Source organism: Pseudarthrobacter sp. N5 (genome assembly GCF_050157035.1).
In the GTDB taxonomy this organism is placed as follows: domain Bacteria; phylum Actinomycetota; class Actinomycetes; order Actinomycetales; family Micrococcaceae; genus Arthrobacter.
Window position 1 is genome coordinate 3,796,454 of record NZ_CP189593.1, and the last position, 17,995, is coordinate 3,814,448.

The 17,995-nt window shown below is 65.1% G+C and carries 15 protein-coding genes and 1 pseudogene; 11 read left to right on the top strand and 5 right to left on the bottom strand.

The window, feature by feature from the left end:
* Nucleotides 1–36 precede the first annotated feature (36 nt).
* The 5 genes and pseudogenes from nagB to ngcE form a co-directional block, all read right to left on the bottom strand.
* On the bottom strand, nucleotides 37–819 hold the full coding sequence (gene nagB, locus ACQCST_RS18205; protein ID WP_426997118.1) for a glucosamine-6-phosphate deaminase: 783 nt from the start codon (nucleotides 817–819) through the stop codon (nucleotides 37–39).
* 99 nt (nucleotides 820–918) lie between these two features.
* On the bottom strand, nucleotides 919–1,857 hold the full coding sequence (locus ACQCST_RS18210; RefSeq protein WP_426997119.1) for an N-acetylglucosamine kinase: 939 nt from the start codon (nucleotides 1,855–1,857) through the stop codon (nucleotides 919–921).
* Between the two features lie 68 nt (nucleotides 1,858–1,925).
* A pseudogene (locus ACQCST_RS18215) lies at nucleotides 1,926–2,823 on the bottom strand (carbohydrate ABC transporter permease).
* Complete coding sequence (locus ACQCST_RS18220; RefSeq protein WP_426997120.1) at nucleotides 2,820–3,818, bottom strand: carbohydrate ABC transporter permease; 999 nt, start codon at nucleotides 3,816–3,818, stop codon at nucleotides 2,820–2,822. The pseudogene ACQCST_RS18215 and the gene ACQCST_RS18220 overlap by 4 nt, the downstream one beginning before the upstream one ends.
* The gene (ngcE, locus tag ACQCST_RS18225; protein WP_426997121.1) at nucleotides 3,815–5,227 is read right to left on the bottom strand and encodes an N-acetylglucosamine/diacetylchitobiose ABC transporter substrate-binding protein; all 1,413 of its coding nucleotides are present in this window, start codon (nucleotides 5,225–5,227) and stop codon (nucleotides 3,815–3,817) included. Before ngcE ends, ACQCST_RS18220 begins: the two co-directional genes overlap by 4 nt.
* Before the next feature lie 234 nt (nucleotides 5,228–5,461).
* Between ngcE and ACQCST_RS18230 the strand changes: the two genes are divergently transcribed.
* From ACQCST_RS18230 to ACQCST_RS18280, 11 genes are all read left to right on the top strand, one after another.
* Nucleotides 5,462–6,694, top strand: coding sequence for an ROK family protein (locus tag ACQCST_RS18230; RefSeq protein WP_426997122.1), 1,233 nt, complete (start codon nucleotides 5,462–5,464; stop codon nucleotides 6,692–6,694).
* Nucleotides 6,695–7,012: 318 nt separating this feature from the next.
* The gene (locus tag ACQCST_RS18235) at nucleotides 7,013–7,813 is read left to right on the top strand and encodes a hydroxypyruvate isomerase family protein (RefSeq protein ID WP_426997123.1); all 801 of its coding nucleotides are present in this window, start codon (nucleotides 7,013–7,015) and stop codon (nucleotides 7,811–7,813) included.
* A gap of 58 nt (nucleotides 7,814–7,871) precedes the next feature.
* Nucleotides 7,872–8,750 carry a 2-hydroxy-3-oxopropionate reductase gene (locus tag ACQCST_RS18240; RefSeq protein ID WP_426997124.1) on the top strand — a complete coding sequence of 293 codons (879 nt, stop codon included), beginning with the start codon at nucleotides 7,872–7,874 and terminating at the stop codon, nucleotides 8,748–8,750.
* Between the two features lie 153 nt (nucleotides 8,751–8,903).
* Nucleotides 8,904–10,682, top strand: coding sequence for a glyoxylate carboligase (gene gcl / locus ACQCST_RS18245; protein WP_426997125.1), 1,779 nt, complete (start codon nucleotides 8,904–8,906; stop codon nucleotides 10,680–10,682).
* Nucleotides 10,683–10,685: 3 nt separating this feature from the next.
* Nucleotides 10,686–11,885, top strand: coding sequence for a glycerate kinase (locus ACQCST_RS18250; RefSeq protein WP_426997126.1), 1,200 nt, complete (start codon nucleotides 10,686–10,688; stop codon nucleotides 11,883–11,885).
* Nucleotides 11,878–13,221 carry an allantoinase AllB gene (allB, locus tag ACQCST_RS18255; RefSeq protein ID WP_426997128.1) on the top strand — a complete coding sequence of 448 codons (1,344 nt, stop codon included), beginning with the start codon at nucleotides 11,878–11,880 and terminating at the stop codon, nucleotides 13,219–13,221. The genes ACQCST_RS18250 and allB overlap by 8 nt, the downstream gene beginning before the upstream one ends.
* A gap of 11 nt (nucleotides 13,222–13,232) precedes the next feature.
* Complete coding sequence (locus ACQCST_RS18260) at nucleotides 13,233–13,949, top strand: winged helix-turn-helix domain-containing protein (protein ID WP_426997129.1); 717 nt, start codon at nucleotides 13,233–13,235, stop codon at nucleotides 13,947–13,949.
* Nucleotides 13,950–14,038: 89 nt separating this feature from the next.
* On the top strand, nucleotides 14,039–14,518 hold the full coding sequence (bcp, locus tag ACQCST_RS18265) for a thioredoxin-dependent thiol peroxidase (RefSeq protein WP_426997130.1): 480 nt from the start codon (nucleotides 14,039–14,041) through the stop codon (nucleotides 14,516–14,518).
* Between the two features lie 56 nt (nucleotides 14,519–14,574).
* Complete coding sequence (locus ACQCST_RS18270; RefSeq protein ID WP_426997131.1) at nucleotides 14,575–14,841, top strand: hypothetical protein; 267 nt, start codon at nucleotides 14,575–14,577, stop codon at nucleotides 14,839–14,841.
* Nucleotides 14,842–15,037: 196 nt separating this feature from the next.
* Nucleotides 15,038–15,184, top strand: a complete 147-nt coding sequence (locus ACQCST_RS18275) for a VOC family protein (protein ID WP_426997132.1) — start codon at nucleotides 15,038–15,040, stop codon at nucleotides 15,182–15,184.
* Nucleotides 15,185–15,499: 315 nt separating this feature from the next.
* On the top strand, nucleotides 15,500–17,914 hold the full coding sequence (locus ACQCST_RS18280; protein ID WP_426997133.1) for an ATP-binding cassette domain-containing protein: 2,415 nt from the start codon (nucleotides 15,500–15,502) through the stop codon (nucleotides 17,912–17,914).
* The last annotated feature ends 81 nt before the right edge of the window (nucleotides 17,915–17,995 follow it).

Here is a 17,995-nt window from a genome sequence, read left to right on the forward strand (position 1 = left end):
TCCCGTTTTTCCGTTGTCCGGTCCGCTGACGGGCGCTCAGAGGTGCTGCCAGGCCGGCTTGTTCTGGTACGTGTAGCGGTAGTAGTCGGCCAGGGCCAGCTGCGAAGCGGCTGCCTCATCGATGATCACCCGGACCCTCGGATGCAGCTGCAGCATGGACCCGGGGCACATGGCCGAAACGGACCCTTCCGCGAGCCGGGCGACGGCCCCGGCTTTCTGCTCTCCTGTGGCCATGAGCACCACACGACGGGCGTCCATGATGGTCCCGATGCCCTGCGTAATGACGTGGTGCGGGACTTCCTCCTGATCGGTGAAGAAACGGGCGTTGTCCAGCCGGGTCTGCGGCAGAAGCGTTTTCACCCGGGTTCGTGATCCCAGCGATGATCCGGGTTCGTTGAAGCCAATGTGCCCGTTGGTACCCACGCCCAGGACCTGGACGTCGATCCCGCCGGCGGCCAGGATGGCCCGCTCATAGTCCGAGGCCTCAATTTCCAGGTCAGGGGCGTTCCCGTTGGGTCCACGGACGTTGGCCGGTTCGATGTCGACACGGGTGGTGAATACCCTATCGATGACCTCCTTGTACGTTTCGGGATGCCCTTCGGGCAGGCCGATGTATTCATCGAGCGTGAAGGCGCGTGCGTTGCGGAAGGTCAGCCGTCCGTGGAGGGTCCGGCGTTCGAGCTCCTCGTACAGCGGGAGTGGGGATGAGCCGGTCGCGAGCCCCACCACTGCATTCGGTTTGCGGCGGATGACTGATTCGAATGTGTCTGCCGCGGCTTGGCCGACAGATTCCTGATCGGCACAGATGACAATTTCCACTTTTCTCCCCTCGGGATGTGCATTTCTTGGTCGGTTGCGGGCGCACCGAGCCATCGTTTGTCACGTCGGTGACGTGCGGCATGGGCTCCCTGGCGAGCGTTAGGTCCGAGAAAGGAGCAAGGATGCGCTTGAGTCGCGGGACCCGGTGAAGGGATCGGCCCCGGCCAGGATCAGGGCGCCATGCGCCGGGCTCCTGTCCAGGATGCGTACGTCGTTGTGACCCTTGCGGGCGAGTGCCGCGGCCACACAAGCCATGAACCCGGGCTGGTTTTGTGCAATGCCGCCGGCGAAAACTACCGGGCCGTTCAGCCCGGCGCGGGCAGATACAGTCTGCACGAGGGAGCACAGGGATTCGGCCGCCTCATCGATAATCCGCATACTCGCCGGGTTCCCCGCTGCCGCGAGCGTGAAAACCAGCTCGGACCGCCTGGCCCAGATCCTTCGTTCGGGCACCTGGTAGAACAGGCTCATGAGGTCATGGGCCGTTGCCGCACCGGTTGCCTGCAGAAGGTCGCGGGTGAGCGGGTCGTCCGGGAATCCCGCATCCGCCAGCTCCAGGGCATGGCGGACACCGGCCCGCACGATGCCGTACCCGCTGCCCTCGTCTCCGAGGATGTAGCCCCAGCCCCCGGCCCTGTACCTGGCACCATCGGGGGTGGCGGCGAAGGCGGCCGTTCCCGTCCCGGAGATGACGACGATGCCGGTGGCCAGCCCGGCTGCTGCGAGGATAATTTCCGTGTCATGGGTGACGCTTATCGACGCAGAAGGCCACAGGTCCTGCAGGAGCTGCTCCAGTGCCAGGCAGTCCTTAGCAGTGTCGGCGCCCGCAGCTCCTGCGACCACGCGGTCAGGCTCAAGTGCCATTCCACGAAGCTGGCTCCTGAGCCTCCCGGCCAGGTCGTCCAGGTTGAGCCGGGCCTGGACAGCGCCGACGGACGCAATGTTCGCGCTGGCGGCCACGGCCTCAGCCACGGCTTCCCCGCCCAGAGCCAGTTGGGCATGGGTCTTGGACCCGCCGATATCGATTCCCAAAGTCATGGCGGACGGGTCCGGCCGGTGCCTTGTCATCGGGGCCTGGACCTCGGCCGGCATTCCTCGCTCACAGATCACTTGGAGGTGCCTTGTGTGACGGAGCCCTGGAGCTGGCGTTGGAAGATGATGTACACGACCAGGACGGGGGCTACGGTGATGACGACGGCGGCGAAGAGGGATCCGAAGTCGACGTTGTAGCCGGCCTGGGAGGCGAAGCGGGCCAGGCCCTGGGAGAGGACGTAGTTCTTTTCGTTGCTGTTCAGTGCCACGGGGAGCAGGAATTGGTTCCAGAGGCCGAGGAAGTTGAAGATCGCCACGGAGGCCATGCCCGGTTTTGCCATGGGCAGCATGACCTGGAAGAAGGTCCGCCATTCGCTGGCGCCGTCCAGGGAGGCGGCTTCGGCGATTTCATTCGGCAGGGTCTTGAAGAAGGAAAACAGGAAGAACACGGTGAACGGCAGGGCGAAGGCCACGTAGGTGATGGTCAGTCCGGGCAGGGTGTTCAGCAGCCCCATGTTCTTGAGGATGAAGAACAGCGGGACGACGGCCAGGAAGATGGGGAACGTCAGGCCGGCCAGCAATCAGGTAGTAGATGGCGCGGCTGCCGCGGAACTGGAACCTGGCCAGGACGTAGGCGCACATGGCGCCCAGGACCATCACGATCACCAGGGCCGAACCGACCACCAGGACGGTGTTCAGGAAGTAATTTCCGATTCCCGCGGTGTTCCACGCGGTCGCGTAGTTGCCGATGTTCCAGGTGGTGGGCGGGGCAAAGGGTGAGGCGAAGATTTCGCTGGTGGTCTTGAAGGAGGTCATCAGCGTCCACAGCAGCGGCAGGACCACGATCAGTGACCAGATGATGAGCATGGTGTGGGAGAGGGCCCCGACGGCTTTGTCGCCGCGGGTGGTTTCCGGTTTGCGTTCAACGTGCCCCTCTGCGGGGGCGGGCGCGGTGTGTGTGCGTGTTGTCATGAGTCTGAGTTGTCCTTACTTCCCCCGGTGAGCCGGTTCACCAGGAACACCAGCGCCGCAAAGATCAGCGTGACAATGGCCAGGACCACGCCCATGGCGCTGGCGTAGCCGAACTGGCCCTTGGTGAAGGCCGTGGAGAGCAGCTGCTGGGACATCACCAGGGTGGAGTTGTTCGGGCCGCCGCCGGAGTTCAGGGCCGCCATATACACAAAGGCGTCCAGGGCCAGGATGCCCATGTAGATGTAGGCGGTCTGGATGTTGTCCCGGATCAGCGGGATAGTCAGGGAAATCGCGGTCCGGAAGCGCCCGGCACCGTCGATCCGCGCGGCCTCGAACAGCTCAGCGGGGATGCCCTTGATCGCGGCGATGAACAACACCATGTAAAAGCCGACAAAGCCCCACACGATCACGAACATCGTCGCGCCCATCGCGGTGCCCTCATCGCCCAGCCACGGGAAGGACGTGAACTGCCCGAAGCCCAGCGAGGTCAGCGCGCCGTTCAGGAGCCCGTTGGAGGGATCATAGATCTGCAGCCACATGATGCCGATCGCAATCGCGGGAATGACATAGGGGAAGAAGGACACCACCCGGTAAAAGCTGGAATTCTTCAGGCCCTTGACCTGCCCGCGGCTGCTGCCGCCCACGGTGATCATGGAGGCAAGGACCAGGCTCAGGGCAATCGTCACCACCGGCAGCACCAGGCACAGCACCACATTGTTGCCCATGGCCTTCATGAAAATTTCGTCCGCGAAGAGCTTCCGGTAATTGGCGAAACCGGTGAAATTCATCGAGGCGGTGAAACCGGACCAGTCCGTCATGGAATAGTAGAACGCCTGGATGAACGGGGAGATCACGAAGACCAGGTAGATGGCCAGCGGCAGACCCAGGAACACGGCAAAGAAACTCACCCGGTCAAAGGTCAGCTTTTTCCGGCGCCGCCGGACAGCGGCAGCCCTGCCGCCGCCCGACAGCGTCTTGGTGTCAAGAACGGTCACTTGACGTCAATCTTCTTGACCGAGGGATCGTTGCGGACCTTGTCCGTGATCTTCTGCAGCGCCGAGGTCAGCGTGGCAACATCGGACTTCCCGTCAAGGAAGGTGTTCCAGACCACCAGCTGGTCCTTGTTGGTCCCGTACAGGTCGATGAAGTTCCAGGTAAAGATGTCCTTCGCGGCACCGTCGAGCAGTTTCGTCTGCGAGACCAGCGCCGTGGAACCGAAACCATCAGCCGGAACGGTGTCCTTGACAATGGTCGGCGCAAGCTTGGTCTTGGCGAAGTTGGTCGCAGCCTCCTTGGAAAGCATCACCCGCAGCAGTTCCTTGCCGCCGGCAACATTCTTGCCCTGCGAGGGAACAACGAACGGCTCACCCGCCGCACTGTGCAGGGCCGTGTACGGCATCTTGGAACCGGTAGTGACCGTGGGAACAGCCGCGCCCGTCATCTTGAAACCGGCCTTCGTCTGGTCCTTCATCTCATTCTCGATCCAGGAACCGGACGGGTAAAGCAAAGCCTCCTGGGCGTTGCTCCACTGCGCCTGGGCGGCCGTGAACGCGGTACCGGAACCGCCCGGCTTGACATAGCCGGCCTTCACGATCCGGTCCAGGGCCGTGAACACGCCCTGGATCGCCGGATGTGACCAGCAGCCGTCCTTAAGGTTTTCCAGACCCAGACGGACCTCATCGCCGCCTTCCTTGATCGCCGAGGCAATCGCCATCTCCTGATAATAAGTGGCCGCTTCCTTGCCCCAGCAGAACAGATACTTGCCCTCGGCCTTGGCCTTCGCACCCAAAGCCATCGCCTCCTCCCAGGTCTTGGGAACAGCCCAGCCCTTTTCCTCGAACAGCGCCGCCGAATACCACACCGCATAGACCGTCAGGACATAATTCAGGGCCGCGAGCTTGCCCTCAAACGTTCCCGGCGCCAGGACCCCGCCATACAGGGTGTCCCTGATGACCTTGCCCTCAAGGTTCTTCGCCTCAACAACCGGGGTCAGATCCTCAAGCTGAGCCAGGATCGTACTGAAACCGATCGCCTTCGCACCCGAGTTATCAATAAGGTCCGGAGGAGTACCGCCCACGAAACGCGGCTGCAGCTCCGTGGCAATATCCGTCGACGGGGCAATCTTCGCCGAGGACCCCGCCTGGCCCTTCTCCAAAGCCTTACCCGCGAACTCGACATAATCGATGCCGTAACCGCCCTTGAAGATCACCGCATCAACAACAGACTTATCCGCCATACCAAACGGGTTCGTCGCCGAAACCGCACCCCCCGACGAAGCCCCCGGCGTGCCCCCGCCCCCGGCAGCACAAGAAGCCAAAGCCCCGCCCATCGGAACAAGCACCGCCGCCGCAAGAGCCCCGCGTAAAAATCCGCGCCGAGCAAGCGGCTGATTCTCAATATTCATATCAATACCTTCCAATGACCTCAACGGTCGATTCTGAGCTTGTCGGTGCACCAGGCATTTCTGGATCCCTGACGCCCGTCGCGCACTTTGCCGACTCCGGCGCGGGGGAATCCCGCGCCTCACTTATGTGACCAACGCCACAACTTTCTTTAGTTCGAAAATACTATCACCGATTTTCGAATAAACTACCGGTTGAGATGGGAAAAGTTATTCGATCTTGGCTAGTATCGTTCTATGGAGACTGTTACGCGCTACGCCGAGGCTGAGTATGCACCCGGGTCAGTGGGCGATGTCTTCCGGCTCATCAGGGAGGGCGTGGCAACTTCCAGACCCGCGCTCGCCCGGCGAACGGGCCTGGCTCCCTCCACTGTCTCCCTGAGGGTGGACGCGCTGACCGGGATGGGACTCGTCGTCGAGCGGGGAAGTGAAGACTCCATCGGAGGCCGACGGGCCCGGCGCCTGAGCGTCTCCGCAGATTCCGGCGTTGTCGCTACGGCCGACGTCGGTGCTAACCACGCGAGGATAGCCCTCTCTGACATGACCGGGCAGCTTCTGGTTGTCGAGGAATCCCCGCTGGACACCGCAAGCGGCCCGATAGCGTCGGTCGAATGGCTCTGGGAGCATTTCCAGACCGCACTGGACAGCGTCGACAAGAAGACAGGCGATCTGCGAGGCATCGCCATAGGCCTGCCGGCACCGATTGAACACCCCTCATCCAAGGTCATCCTGCCTTCGTTCATGCCCAGCTGGCACAACGCTGACCTGCCCCGGCTGTTCCGGTCCCACACCGAGCTGCCCATCCTGATCGAAAATGACGCGAACCTGGTTGCACTGGCTGAAAATGCCGTGCCGGACAACGGCCGGCCAAGCCACCTCCTGGCCGTTAAGCTCGGAACGCGAATCGGATGCGGCATCATCAGCGCCGGACGGCTTCACAGGGGAGCCGCCGGTGCCGCCGGCGAAATCAGCCACATTTCCGTGCCCGGGACTGCGACCCTCAGCTGCAGCTGTCCGGAGGAGAATTGCCTGGAGTCGGTCGCCAGCGGCGGCGCTTTGGTAGCTCGCCTGCGAAACGCAGGCTACTCCGTTGCGGGGACCGCCGACGTAGTGGAACTCGGACGGGCCGGCGATCCCGCGGCGGTGGAGGCGCTACGGGAAGCCGGCGCCCACATCGGTTCCGTACTCTCATCGATCGTCAATTTCTTCAGCCCCCATGTGGTTGTGCTCGGAGGCGCCATGTCAGCCTCCGCCCCCTTGGTGGCAGCCCTCCGCGCCGAACTATTCAGGAAATGCCTCCCCCTTATTGCCAACGACCTCAGCGTCAGGACAAGCATCAACACCGCAGATGCCGGCGTCAAGGGCGCAACGCACCTGATCCTTGAAGAGCTCCTGGCTCCCGCCCGGATCGAGCATCTGGTCCGTTCGGTCGAGTCCCAAGGCAACGGGCCTGCGGGCGCCGGAAAATAGGCAAGGCTCACCAGAAACCCTCGTAGCGTTCTGAGGGAACTGCCGGCTGCCGCCGGGTTCCTCCGGGCCTTCCCCGGCCACCCATGCCGGCGGCAGGTGTTCTTGCTTTTCACGTCGGCCTTTGGCGTCCCCGTGCATGTCGGAGTTGCGGCGAACGCCTCCATGCTTTGGTGTCCCAAACCAACCGCCCCTTGACTCGCACCTCAACCTTCCCTAAACTTTTCATAAAGCAGAATATAACTTCCACAATACGAAATAAATCAGGAAGCCAAGACTGCTAGCAAAGACGCCACCACCGGACCCGCAAGGACTTAGACAATGACGTACACAGTGAACTGCTCCATCCTGCTGACGGAACTGCCGCTCCTGGAGCGCCCCGCCGCGGCGAAGGCTGCCGGCTTTGACGCCGTCGAATTCTGGTGGCCCTTCGACACCTCCGTCCCCACCGACGCCCAGACCGCCGAGTTCGAGCGCGCCATCACCGACGCCGGCGTCCAGCTCACCGGCCTGAACTTCAACGCCGGCAACATGCCCGGCGGCGACCGCGGCCTGGTCTCGTGGCCCGCCCGCTCCACCGAATTCCAGGACAACATCGACGTTGTCGCAGGCATCGGCGAACGCCTCGGCTGCAAGGCCTTCAACGCCCTGTACGGCAACCGCACGGACGACGCATCGCCCGAGGAGCAGGACGCCGTCGGCGCCGAGAACCTCGCCGCCGCTGCAGCAGGCGTTGCCCGCATCGGCGGTACAGTCCTCCTGGAACCCGTCAGCGGCGCCCCCAAGTACCCGCTCCTCACCGCCGCAGACGCCCTCAAGGTGATCGCCCGCGTCAAGGAAGAATCCGGCGCGGAGAACGTCAAGCTCCTCGCGGACTTCTACCATCTGGCAGTCAACGGGGACGACGTCGCCGCCGTCATCGAAAACCACGCCAAGGACTTCGGCCACATCCAGATCGCCGACAACCCCGGCCGCGGGGCTCCCGGAACCGGCGAGCTTCCCCTCGGCCAATGGATCGCCCGCAGCCGCGAACTCGGCTACGACGGCTACATCGGCCTCGAATACAAGGAACCGGCGGCAACCGCCTTCGCCTGGGCCATCCGCCAGCGCGTCTCCAACTAAGCCACTCAGCTACATAGCCCACTCGCACTAAACCAACAGACATCAGTAAGGAACCAACATGAGCAACATTGCAGTCATCGGACTCGGAATCATGGGCCTGCCCATGGCCATCAACCTGGTCAAGGCCGGCCACACCGTCACCGGTTTCAACCTCAGCCAGACCCAGATCGACAAGCTCATCGCCGAGGGCGGCCACGGAGCGACCAGCATCGCGGACGCAGCCAAGGACGCCGACGTCGTCATCACCATGGTGCCGGACTCCCCCGACGTCGAAGGCGCAGTCAGCGGCCCGGACGGCCTCTTCGCCAATGTCAAGCAGGGCACCCTCTGGATCGACGCCAGCAGCATCCGCCCGGACGTAGCCAAGCGCCTGGCCGACGACGCCAGGGCAGCCGGCATTCGTGCCCTTGACGCCCCGGTTTCCGGCGGCGAGCAGGGCGCCATCGACGGTGTCCTCTCCATCATGGTGGGCGGCGAGGCGGCCGACTTCGAGGCAGCCGAGGACATCCTCAACGCGGTCGGCAAGACCGTTGTCCACGTTGGCCCGTCCGGCTCCGGCCAGACCGTCAAGGCAGCCAACCAGCTGATCGTGGCCGTCAACATCCAGGTCCTCGGCGAAGCAATCGCCTTCCTCGAGGCCTACGGCGTGGACACCGACGCAGCCCTCAAGGTCCTGGGCGGCGGCCTGGCCGGCTCCAAGGTCCTGGACCAGAAGGGCCAGAAGATGCTGGACCGCAACTTCGATCCCGGCTTCCGCCTGGCCCTCCACCACAAGGACCTCGGCATCGTCACCTCCGCTGCCCGCGAAGCCAAGGTCGCCATCCCCCTCGGCGCCGTCGTCGCACAGCTCGTCGCCGCCACCGTCAACCAGGGCGACGGCGGACTGGACCACTCCGGACTCTTCAAGCAGGTCCTCCAGCTTTCCGGCCGCAGCTAACCAGCAGCTAAGCCAGCGCCCCCACAAGGGGCACCAGAACTTAAAAGGGAACAGCCGGCGTCGTACATTACGACGCCGGCTTCCCCGAACGCACCCAACTTCAGCCCCAGCCGCCACAGCCGGGCACCAAAACAGACTTTCAAGGAGCACACCATGACTAAGATGCGCACCGTAGACGCAGCAGTCGCCATCCTGGAAAAGGAAGGCGCCATCGAGGCGTTCGGCCTGCCAGGCGCGGCAATCAACCCGTTCTACTCCGCAATGCGGGCCCACGGCGGCATCCGCCACACCCTGGCCCGCCACGTTGAAGGCGCCAGCCACATGGCCGACGGTTACAGCCGCGCCAAGGACGGCAACATCGGCATCTGCATCGGGACCTCCGGCCCGGCAGGCACTGACATGATCACCGGCCTGTACGCCGCGTGGGCAGATTCCATCCCCATGCTCTGCATCACCGGCCAGGCCCCCGTGGCCAAGCTGCACAAGGAAGACTTCCAGGCCGTGGACATCGAGTCCATCGCCAAGCCCGTCACCAAGATGGCCATGACCGTCCTGGAACCCGGACAGGTTCCGGGCGCCTTCCAGAAGGCCTTCCAGCTGATGCGCTCCGGCCGTCCCGGCCCGGTGCTGCTGGACCTGCCGATCGACGTACAGATGGCCGAAATCGAGTTCGACATCGACACCTACGAGCCCCTGGCCGTGGAGAAGCCCCGCGCCAGCCGCAAGCAGCTGGAAAAAGCCCTGGACATGCTCACCGCTGCCACGCACCCGCTGATCGTGGCCGGCGGCGGCATCATCAACGCCGGCGCCTCCGCGCAGCTGGTTGAACTGGCCGAGCTGCTCAACGTTCCCGTCATCCCCACCCTGATGGGCTGGGGCGCCATCGCGGATGACCACCGGCTGATGGCCGGCATGGTGGGCCTGCAGACCTCGCACCGCTACGGCAACGAGACCATGCTGGCTTCCGACTTCGTGATCGGCATCGGCAACCGCTGGGCCAACCGCCACACCGGCGGCCTGGACACCTACACGGCCGGGCGCAAGTTCGTGCACATCGACATCGAGCCCACGCAGATCGGCCGCGTGTTCTCCCCGGACCTGGGCATCGCCTCCGACGCCGGGGCGGCGCTGGACGGCCTGATCGAACTGGCCCGCGAGCGCAAAGCCGCAGGCTCCCTGCCGGACTACTCCGGCTGGGTTGCCGAGTGCGCCGAGCGCAAGGCCACCCTGCACCGCAAGACGCACTTCGAGAACATCCCCATCAAGCCGCAGCGCGTGTACGAGGAGATGAACAAGTCCTTCGGTAAGGACACCATCTACGTGTCCACCATCGGCCTGTCCCAGATCGCCGGCGCTCAGATGCTGCACGTCTTCGGCCCGCGCAAGTGGATCAACGCAGGCCAGGCCGGGCCCCTGGGCTGGACCGCACCGGCCGCCCTGGGCGTTGTCCGCGGCAAGCCGGACGAGACCGTTGTTGCCCTGTCCGGTGACTACGATTTCCAGTTCATGATCGAGGAACTGGCCGTGGGCGCGCAGTTCAACCTGCCGTACATCCACGTGGTGGTGAACAACTCCTACCTGGGCCTGATCCGCCAGTCCCAGCGCGGCTTCAACATGGAACAGAACGTGTCCCTCGCGTTCGACAACATCAACTCCCCCGAGACCAACGGCTACGGCGTGGACCACGTCAAGGTGGCCGAGGGCCTGGGCTGCAAGGCCATCCGTGTGGAGGACCCCAACGATCTGGCCGCTGCGTTCGACAAGGCCAAGGCATTGATGGGCGAGTTCAAGGTTCCGGTAGTGGTTGAAGTGATCCTGGAGAAAATCACCAACATCTCCATGGGCCTGGAAATCAGCGCCGTCAACGAGTTCGAGGACCTGGCCGTGACCCGCGAGGATGCCCCCACCGCCATCCTGGCTCTGCAGGGCTAAACCATGCGCGTTGTCATTGCCCCGGACAAGTTCAAGGGCTCACTCTCCGCCCCGGACGTTGCCCGGCACCTGGAAGCAGGACTCCAGGCGGTTGCCGGCGGCAACCTTGAAGTAACGAAGATCCCAGTGGCCGACGGCGGCGAGGGCACCTTGGATGCCGCCGTCGGCTCCGGCTTCACCCGCCGGAGCGCCACGGTGAGTGGCCCTACCGGGCAGCCGCTCCGGGCAGAGTTCGCGGTCCGCGGGAACGAGGCAGTCATTGAAATGGCCGCCGCGTCCGGGCTCGCCGTCCTCCCCGGCGGGATCGTCACCTCGGAAAGCGCCACCACGGCCACCAGCCTGGGCACCGGCGAACTGATCAGCGCGGCGCTGGACGCCGGCTGCCGGCAGATCATCCTGGGTGTGGGCGGCAGCGCCAACACCGACGGCGGCGCCGGAGTCCTGCAGGGGCTCGGCGCCAGGCTGCTCGACGCCGACGGCCGGGAACTCCCTGCCGGCGGCGCCGCCCTGGCCCGGCTTGCCAGCATTGACTTCTCTGGCTTTGACGTCCGGCTGGAGCAAGCACGTTTTGTGCTGGCCAGCGATGTGGACAACCCGCTGCTGGGAGTTGAGGGCGCTGCGGCGATCTTCGGCCCGCAGAAGGGTGCGTCCGCGGAAGACGTCGCAGCACTGGACAGCGCACTGGCCAACTTCGTCCAGGTTCTCGCGGGCGAGATCGGCTCCCGGGCCGAGCGCGCCGCGCTGGCTCCGGGCGCCGGAGCAGCAGGCGGCGTGGGCTACGCCGCCATCGCGGTACTGGCAGCGACCCGCAGGCCGGGGATCGACGTCGTACTCGAATTCACGGGACTGGCGGACCGGCTGGCCGGCGCAGACCTGGTGATCACCGGCGAAGGCAGCCTGGATGAACAGAGCCTGCTGGGCAAAACTCCCGTGGGCGTGGCGCGGGCGGCTTCCCACGCGGGAGTCCCGGTGATCGCGGTGTGCGGGCGCAGTACTCTGAGCCAGGAACAGCTCAGCGAATCCGGCTTCGCCCAGGTCTATGCTTTGACGGATCTGGAAGCCAATGTAGACATATGTATTGCTGAAGCGGGACCGCTTCTGGAACAGCTCGGCAGGCACATTGGCGTGCAGCTCGCAGGCAGCCAGCTGTCCGGAAACCACCCGGCAAACAGCTCCGACACGAAGGAGACCCTCAATGTCTGAAGAAAGCTATGACCTGGTCATCCGTGGCCAGCGCATCCTGACCACCGCCGGCATCACTGCCCGCGAAGTGGGCATCCGGAACGGCGTGATTGTCGCCATCGAACCGTTCGGCAACGGTCTGCAAGGTACCAAGGTCATCGAACTGGCCGACGACGAAACCCTCATCCCCGGCCTGGTGGACACCCACGTCCACGTCAACGAGCCCGGCCGCACCGAGTGGGAGGGCTTCGCCTCCGCCACCCGGGCCGCCGCGGCCGGCGGCGTGACCACCATCATCGACATGCCGTTGAACAGCATCCCGCCCACCACCACGGTGGAGAACCTCAAACTCAAACGCGAGGTGGCCGAGGACCAGGCGTTTGTGGACGTCGGGTTCTGGGGCGGCGCCGTGCCGGGCAACAAGGCCGAGCTCCGCGGCCTGCATGACGAAGGTGTGTTCGGCTTCAAGTGCTTCCTCCTGCACTCCGGCGTAGACGAGTTCCCGCATCTGGAAGCGGACGAGATGGAGGAGGACATGGCCGAGCTCAAGTCCTTCGACTCCCTCATGATCGTCCACGCCGAGGACTCCCACGCCATCGACCACGCGCCCCATCCCGGCGGCGACCAGTACTCCACGTTCCTGGCCTCCCGCCCCCGCGGCGCCGAGAACAAGGCCATCGCCGAGGTGATCGAACGCGCCCGCTGGACCGGTGCCCGCGCGCACATCCTGCACCTCTCCTCCTCCGACGCGCTGCCCATGATCGCCACCGCCAAGCGCGACGGCGTCCACCTCACCGTGGAGACGTGCCCGCACTACCTCACGCTCATGGCCGAGGAAATCCCCAACGGCGCCACCGCCTACAAGTGCTGCCCGCCCATCCGCGAGGCCTCCAACCGGGAGCTGCTGTGGAAGGGCCTGCAGGACGGCACCATCGACTGCATCGTCTCGGACCACTCCCCCAGCACCCTGGACCTCAAGGACCTGGAAAACGGCGATTTCGCCGTGGCCTGGGGCGGCGTCTCCTCGCTGCAGCTGGGCCTGTCGCTGATCTGGAGCGAAGCCCGGCACCGCGGCATCACCCTGGAACAGGTGGTCTCCTGGATGGCCGAGAAGCCGGCGGCCCTGGCCCGGCTGCACAACAAGGGCCAGCTCGCCCTGGGCTACGACGCCGATTTCTCCGTCTTCGCGCCGGACGAGGCGTTCGTCGTCGACGTCACCAAACTCAAGCACAAGAACCCCATCACCCCGTACGACGGCAAGGCGCTCTCCGGCGTGGTCCGCAAGACCTTCCTGCGCGGAAACGAGATCGACGGCCGGACGCCCAGCGGCAAGCTGATCCGCCGCGGCGGGGTCTGAGGCACCCAGCCATGGCCGTCCATGTCCACGAGCCCCGCGGTGTCTCAGGTGGCGGCGGTTTCCGGGAACGGCGTCACCTGGCGCCGGTCCCGGAACAGAAGGTCCCGGGCCGCCAGTCCGCGGAGCGCAAAGCCTCCGACCATAAGGTGCGGGGCCTTGCCGTCTGGATCATGCCCGCGGATGGCCAGGAAATCGATGACGCCGTGATGGCGCGCGCCGCCGAACTCGTGCTGGCGCACGCCCTGGGGATTGCTCCGGAGGCGGAAGTCCACTGGCCTGCCGCCGGAGCTCCAACGTGCGCCGACGGCGGGACTCCCGTTCCGCCGTCGGACCCGTTTGTGGATGGCACCGCCACCGAAACGGACGACGACGGCGCCACCCGGCTCCCGCCGTCGGCCGGCCCCATGAGCCGGGTTGCCGTGGACCTTGCCCAGCGCGAGGTACTGCTGGACGGGAAGCGGGTGGCGCTGACCGGCGTCGAATTCAAGCTGCTGCGGTACCTCGTGGAAAACTGTTCACGGGCCATCAGCCGGGCAGAACTCCAGCGGTTCCTGGAATCGTGGGACAGCCCCGGTGCCGCCGCCCGCTCCATCGACGTTTATGTGGGGCGTGTGCGGCGGAAGTTGCACGGCGCCCGGCATGTGGTGGCCACGGTCCGTGGCGGCGGCTACCAGTTTGTCCCGGGCCCGGCCGCGACCGTCCGGGGGCCTGCGGAATACAGCATATGACGCCGCTGTTGTCCTCTATACGGTTACCCGCTTCACTTGATTAGTCTGATCCGTTTTTGATTCACACCAGAGTCTCCCGAAGGAATGCCATGAGCCCCACACTGACCACCAAGCTTCAGCCCGGAACCCAGGCGCCGGACTTCTCCCTCCCGGACGCCGAAGGCAAGCAGACGGCGCTGGCCGATTACCGCGGCAAAAACGTCATTGTGTACTTCTACCCGGAAGCGGCCACCCCCGGCTGCACCACAGAAGCCTGCGATTTCCGCGACAACCTGGCCTCCCTGCAGGGTTCCGGCTACGAGGTCATCGGTGTCTCTCCGGATGCCCCGGCGGCGCTGGCTGCGTTCACGGGCGACTTCGCGCTGACCTTCCCGCTCCTGGCGGATGAGGACCACTCCGTGGCACTGGCCTACGGCGCCTGGGGCGAGAAACTGGTGGGCGGCGAAGTTGTTGAAGGCCTGGTCCGCTCCACAGTGGTGCTGGATCCCGAAGGCAAGGTCACGCTGGCCCAGTACCAGATCAAGGCGCAGGGCCATGTGCAGGCGCTGAAGGAGACCCTCGGCGTCTGAAGGGCTCCCTCAGTTAGGGAAGACTGGAGGTTCTCGATCACAAAGGTGCGAATCACATGATTAATCTCCAGCAGGATACCGATGGCTTCATCCGCATGAACAGGCATTTTCCGGGCAGCGCGCTCATTTCCATCACGTTCAGCGACGGGTCAGCGGAAGTGGTCTCCGGCCATCAGCTCAATGAGATCTATGACGAAGCCCTGGCCGTGTACCGAGCCCAGAATCACCTGGACGCAAAAGGGTTTTCGCGGGGTCCGAGCAAGACTGTCCACCCGAAGAGCCACATCGAGTTCGTGGCTGTTCAGGCGGGAATGGCCAAGTAGAGCGGGAGCCAGAGCGGTGTGTGCCTCCACGCGATTCGTTTGCCGTGCAGAGCAGCCTTATGTCGGATCACTTCGTCGGATCGGAAGCGATCCGCGATCAGTTCGAGCACCTGGCCGGGGGCCTGGCTCGACCGCCCTGTGGCGTGGAGGGTCGGCCGAAAGTGAGCAGTTTCGGAGCAGCGCCGGTCACCGAGCAGTGCCGGACATCGAGGCGAAGCTGGCTGAGGTGACCGCGGCGGGTGCCACCGTGAAGAAGCCCGCGCACGACGTCGGTGGCGGCCGCCTGGTGGCCACCGTCGCCGACCCCGATGGCACCGTCCTCGGGCTGCTTCAAGACCGGTGAGCCCCAGCCCCCGCACCCGAACCTTTCGGCTGGGGCTGGGCCGCACACCCGCGACGTGTCCACCGGCTTCGACCCGCGTCGTGCGCTAGCCACGCCGTACCGCTGGTTCCGCATCTACCCGCGCCGCATCCAGGCTTGGCGCGAGGTGAACAAGGTGCCCGACCGCTAGCTGATGCGCGACGGCCGCTGGTTGGACCGTTGCCGCGACCGCGCCGACGAAGGAGAACCAGACGTAGTTCGCGAAGCTGGTTAGATAGAGCCAAGCGACGCTGACGGAGACCGCGAAGGCGGCCGCATCTAACAGATGGAGACACGATGAGCATGGCCACGAGGACTGACACGCAGTCGCCTGTGCTGCAAGTTGCTGACAGCCACGATCTGATCCGGGTGCAGGGCGCACGCGAGAACAACCTCAAGGACGTCAGCATCGAGATCCCGAAGCGCCGGCTGACGGTGTTCACCGGAGTCTCCGGCTCAGGCAAGAGCTCGCTGGTGTTCAGCACGATCGCCGCGGAGTCGCAGCGGATGATCAACGAGACCTACAGCGCCTTCGTTCAGGGCTTCATGCCGAACCTGGCCAGGCCCGACGTCGACCTGCTGGACGGGCTGACCACGGCGATCATCGTCGACCAGGAGCGGATGGGCGCCAACCCCCGCTCCACGGTGGGCACTGCCACCGACGCCAACGCCATGCTCCGGATCCTCTTCAGCCGGCTGGGATCGCCGCATGTGGGGCCCCCCACGGCGTTCTCCTTCAACGTCCCGACGCGGAAGGCGAGCGGGGTGATGAGCACAGAGAAGGGCGGCAGGGTCGAGAAGAGCGTGGTGCAGAACGCGGTCTACCTGGGCGGCATGTGTCCGCGCTGCGAAGGCATGGGCTCGGTCTCCGACTTCGACCTCACTGCGCTCTACGACGACAGCAAGTCACTCGGCGATGGTGCCCTGACCATCCCCGGATACAGCATGGACGGCTGGTATGGCCGCATCTTCAGCGGCGCCGGCTTCGACATGGACAAGCCCATCGCGAAGTTTACCAAGAAGGAGTTGGACGACCTTCTCTACAAGGAGCCAACCAAGATCAAGGTCGAGGGCATCAACCTCACCTACGAGGGCCTGATCCCGAAGATTCAGAAGTCCATTCTCTCCAAGGACGTCGACGCGATGCAGCCCCACATCCGGGCCTTCGTGGAGCGCGCCATCACGTTCCAGGCCTGCCCCGAATGCGACGGCACGCGGCTCAGCCCCGAGGCCAGGTCCTCGAAGATCCAGGGCAAGAACATCGCCGAGCTGTGCAAGATGCAGATCACCGACCTGGCCGAGTGGGTCCGCGGGCTCAACGAGGCTTCGGTCGCGCCGCTCCTCAAGGGCTTGCAGCACCTACTCGACTCGTTCGCCGAAATCGGCCTGGGCTACCTCTCACTGGACCGACCCGCCGGCACGCTGTCCGGAGGAGAGGCCCAGCGCACCAAGATGATCCGACACCTGGGCTCGTCCCTCACGGACATCACGTACGTCTTTGACGAGCCGACGATCGGCCTGCACCCCCATGACATCGAGCGGATGAACCAGCTGCTGCTGCAGCTGCGCGACAAAGGCAACACCGTGCTCGTCGTCGAGCACAAGCCCGAGACCATCGCCATCGCCGACCACATCGTTGACCTCGGTCCCGGCGCCGGCACCGAGGGCGGCCGTGTCTGTTTCGAGGGAAGCGTGGATGGGCTGCGGGGCAGCGACACCATCACCGGCCGCCACCTCGACGACCGGGCCACTGTCAAGGAATCGGTGCGTACGCCATCCGGCAAACTCGAGGTGCGCGGCGCCTCGACGCACAACCTGCAGGACGTGGACGTCGACGTTCCGCTCGGCATACTCTGCGTGGTCACGGGTGTCGCAGGTTCGGGCAAGAGCTCGCTGATCCACGGCTCGGTGGCCGGCGGCGACGGCGTCGTGGTGATCGACCAGGGCGCGATCAAGGGTTCGCGCCGCAGCAACCCGGCGACGTACACAGGTCTGCTCGAGCCGATCCGCAAGGCGTTCGCGAAGACAAACGGCGTGAAGCCGGCGCTGTTCAGCTCCAACTCAGAAGGCGCATGCCCCAGCTGCAACGGCGCGGGCGTCATCTTCACCGAACTCGGTGTCATGGCCACCGTCGAGTCCACGTGTGAGGAGTGCGAGGGCAGGCGGTTCCAGGCGTCAGTCCTGGAATACACCCTAGGCGGCCGCAACATCGCCGAGGTGCTGGCGATGTCGATGAACGAGGCGGAGGTGTTCTTCGGCGAAGGGGAGGCACGCACGCCGGCCGCCCACAAGATCCTCGACCGGCTTGTGGACGTCGGGCTGGGGTACCTCACTCTCGGCCAGCCGCTCACCACGCTGTCCGGCGGCGAGCGGCAGCGCGTCAAACTGGCCACCCAGATGGCCGAAAAGGGTGACGTCTACGTCCTCGACGAACCGACCACCGGCCTCCACCTCGCCGACGTCGAGAATCTGCTGGGCCTCCTCGACCGCCTCGTCGACTCCGGCAAATCGGTTATCGTCATCGAGCACCACCAGGCCGTCATGGCGCACGCCGACTGGATCATCGACCTCGGCCCCGGTGCCGGCCACGACGGCGGCAGACTCGTCTTCGAGGGCACACCCGCCGACCTTGTCGCCGGCCGCTCCACCCTCACCGGCGAGCACCTCGCGGCCTACGTCGGCACCGGACCGAGGCCCTCGCGGACACCGTGAGACAAGTTCGCTCATCTGTTTCGACCTGGTTCTGCGTCGATGAGCTGTCGTAAGTCGTCCCGTCGATGTGCGAGGCGGGGT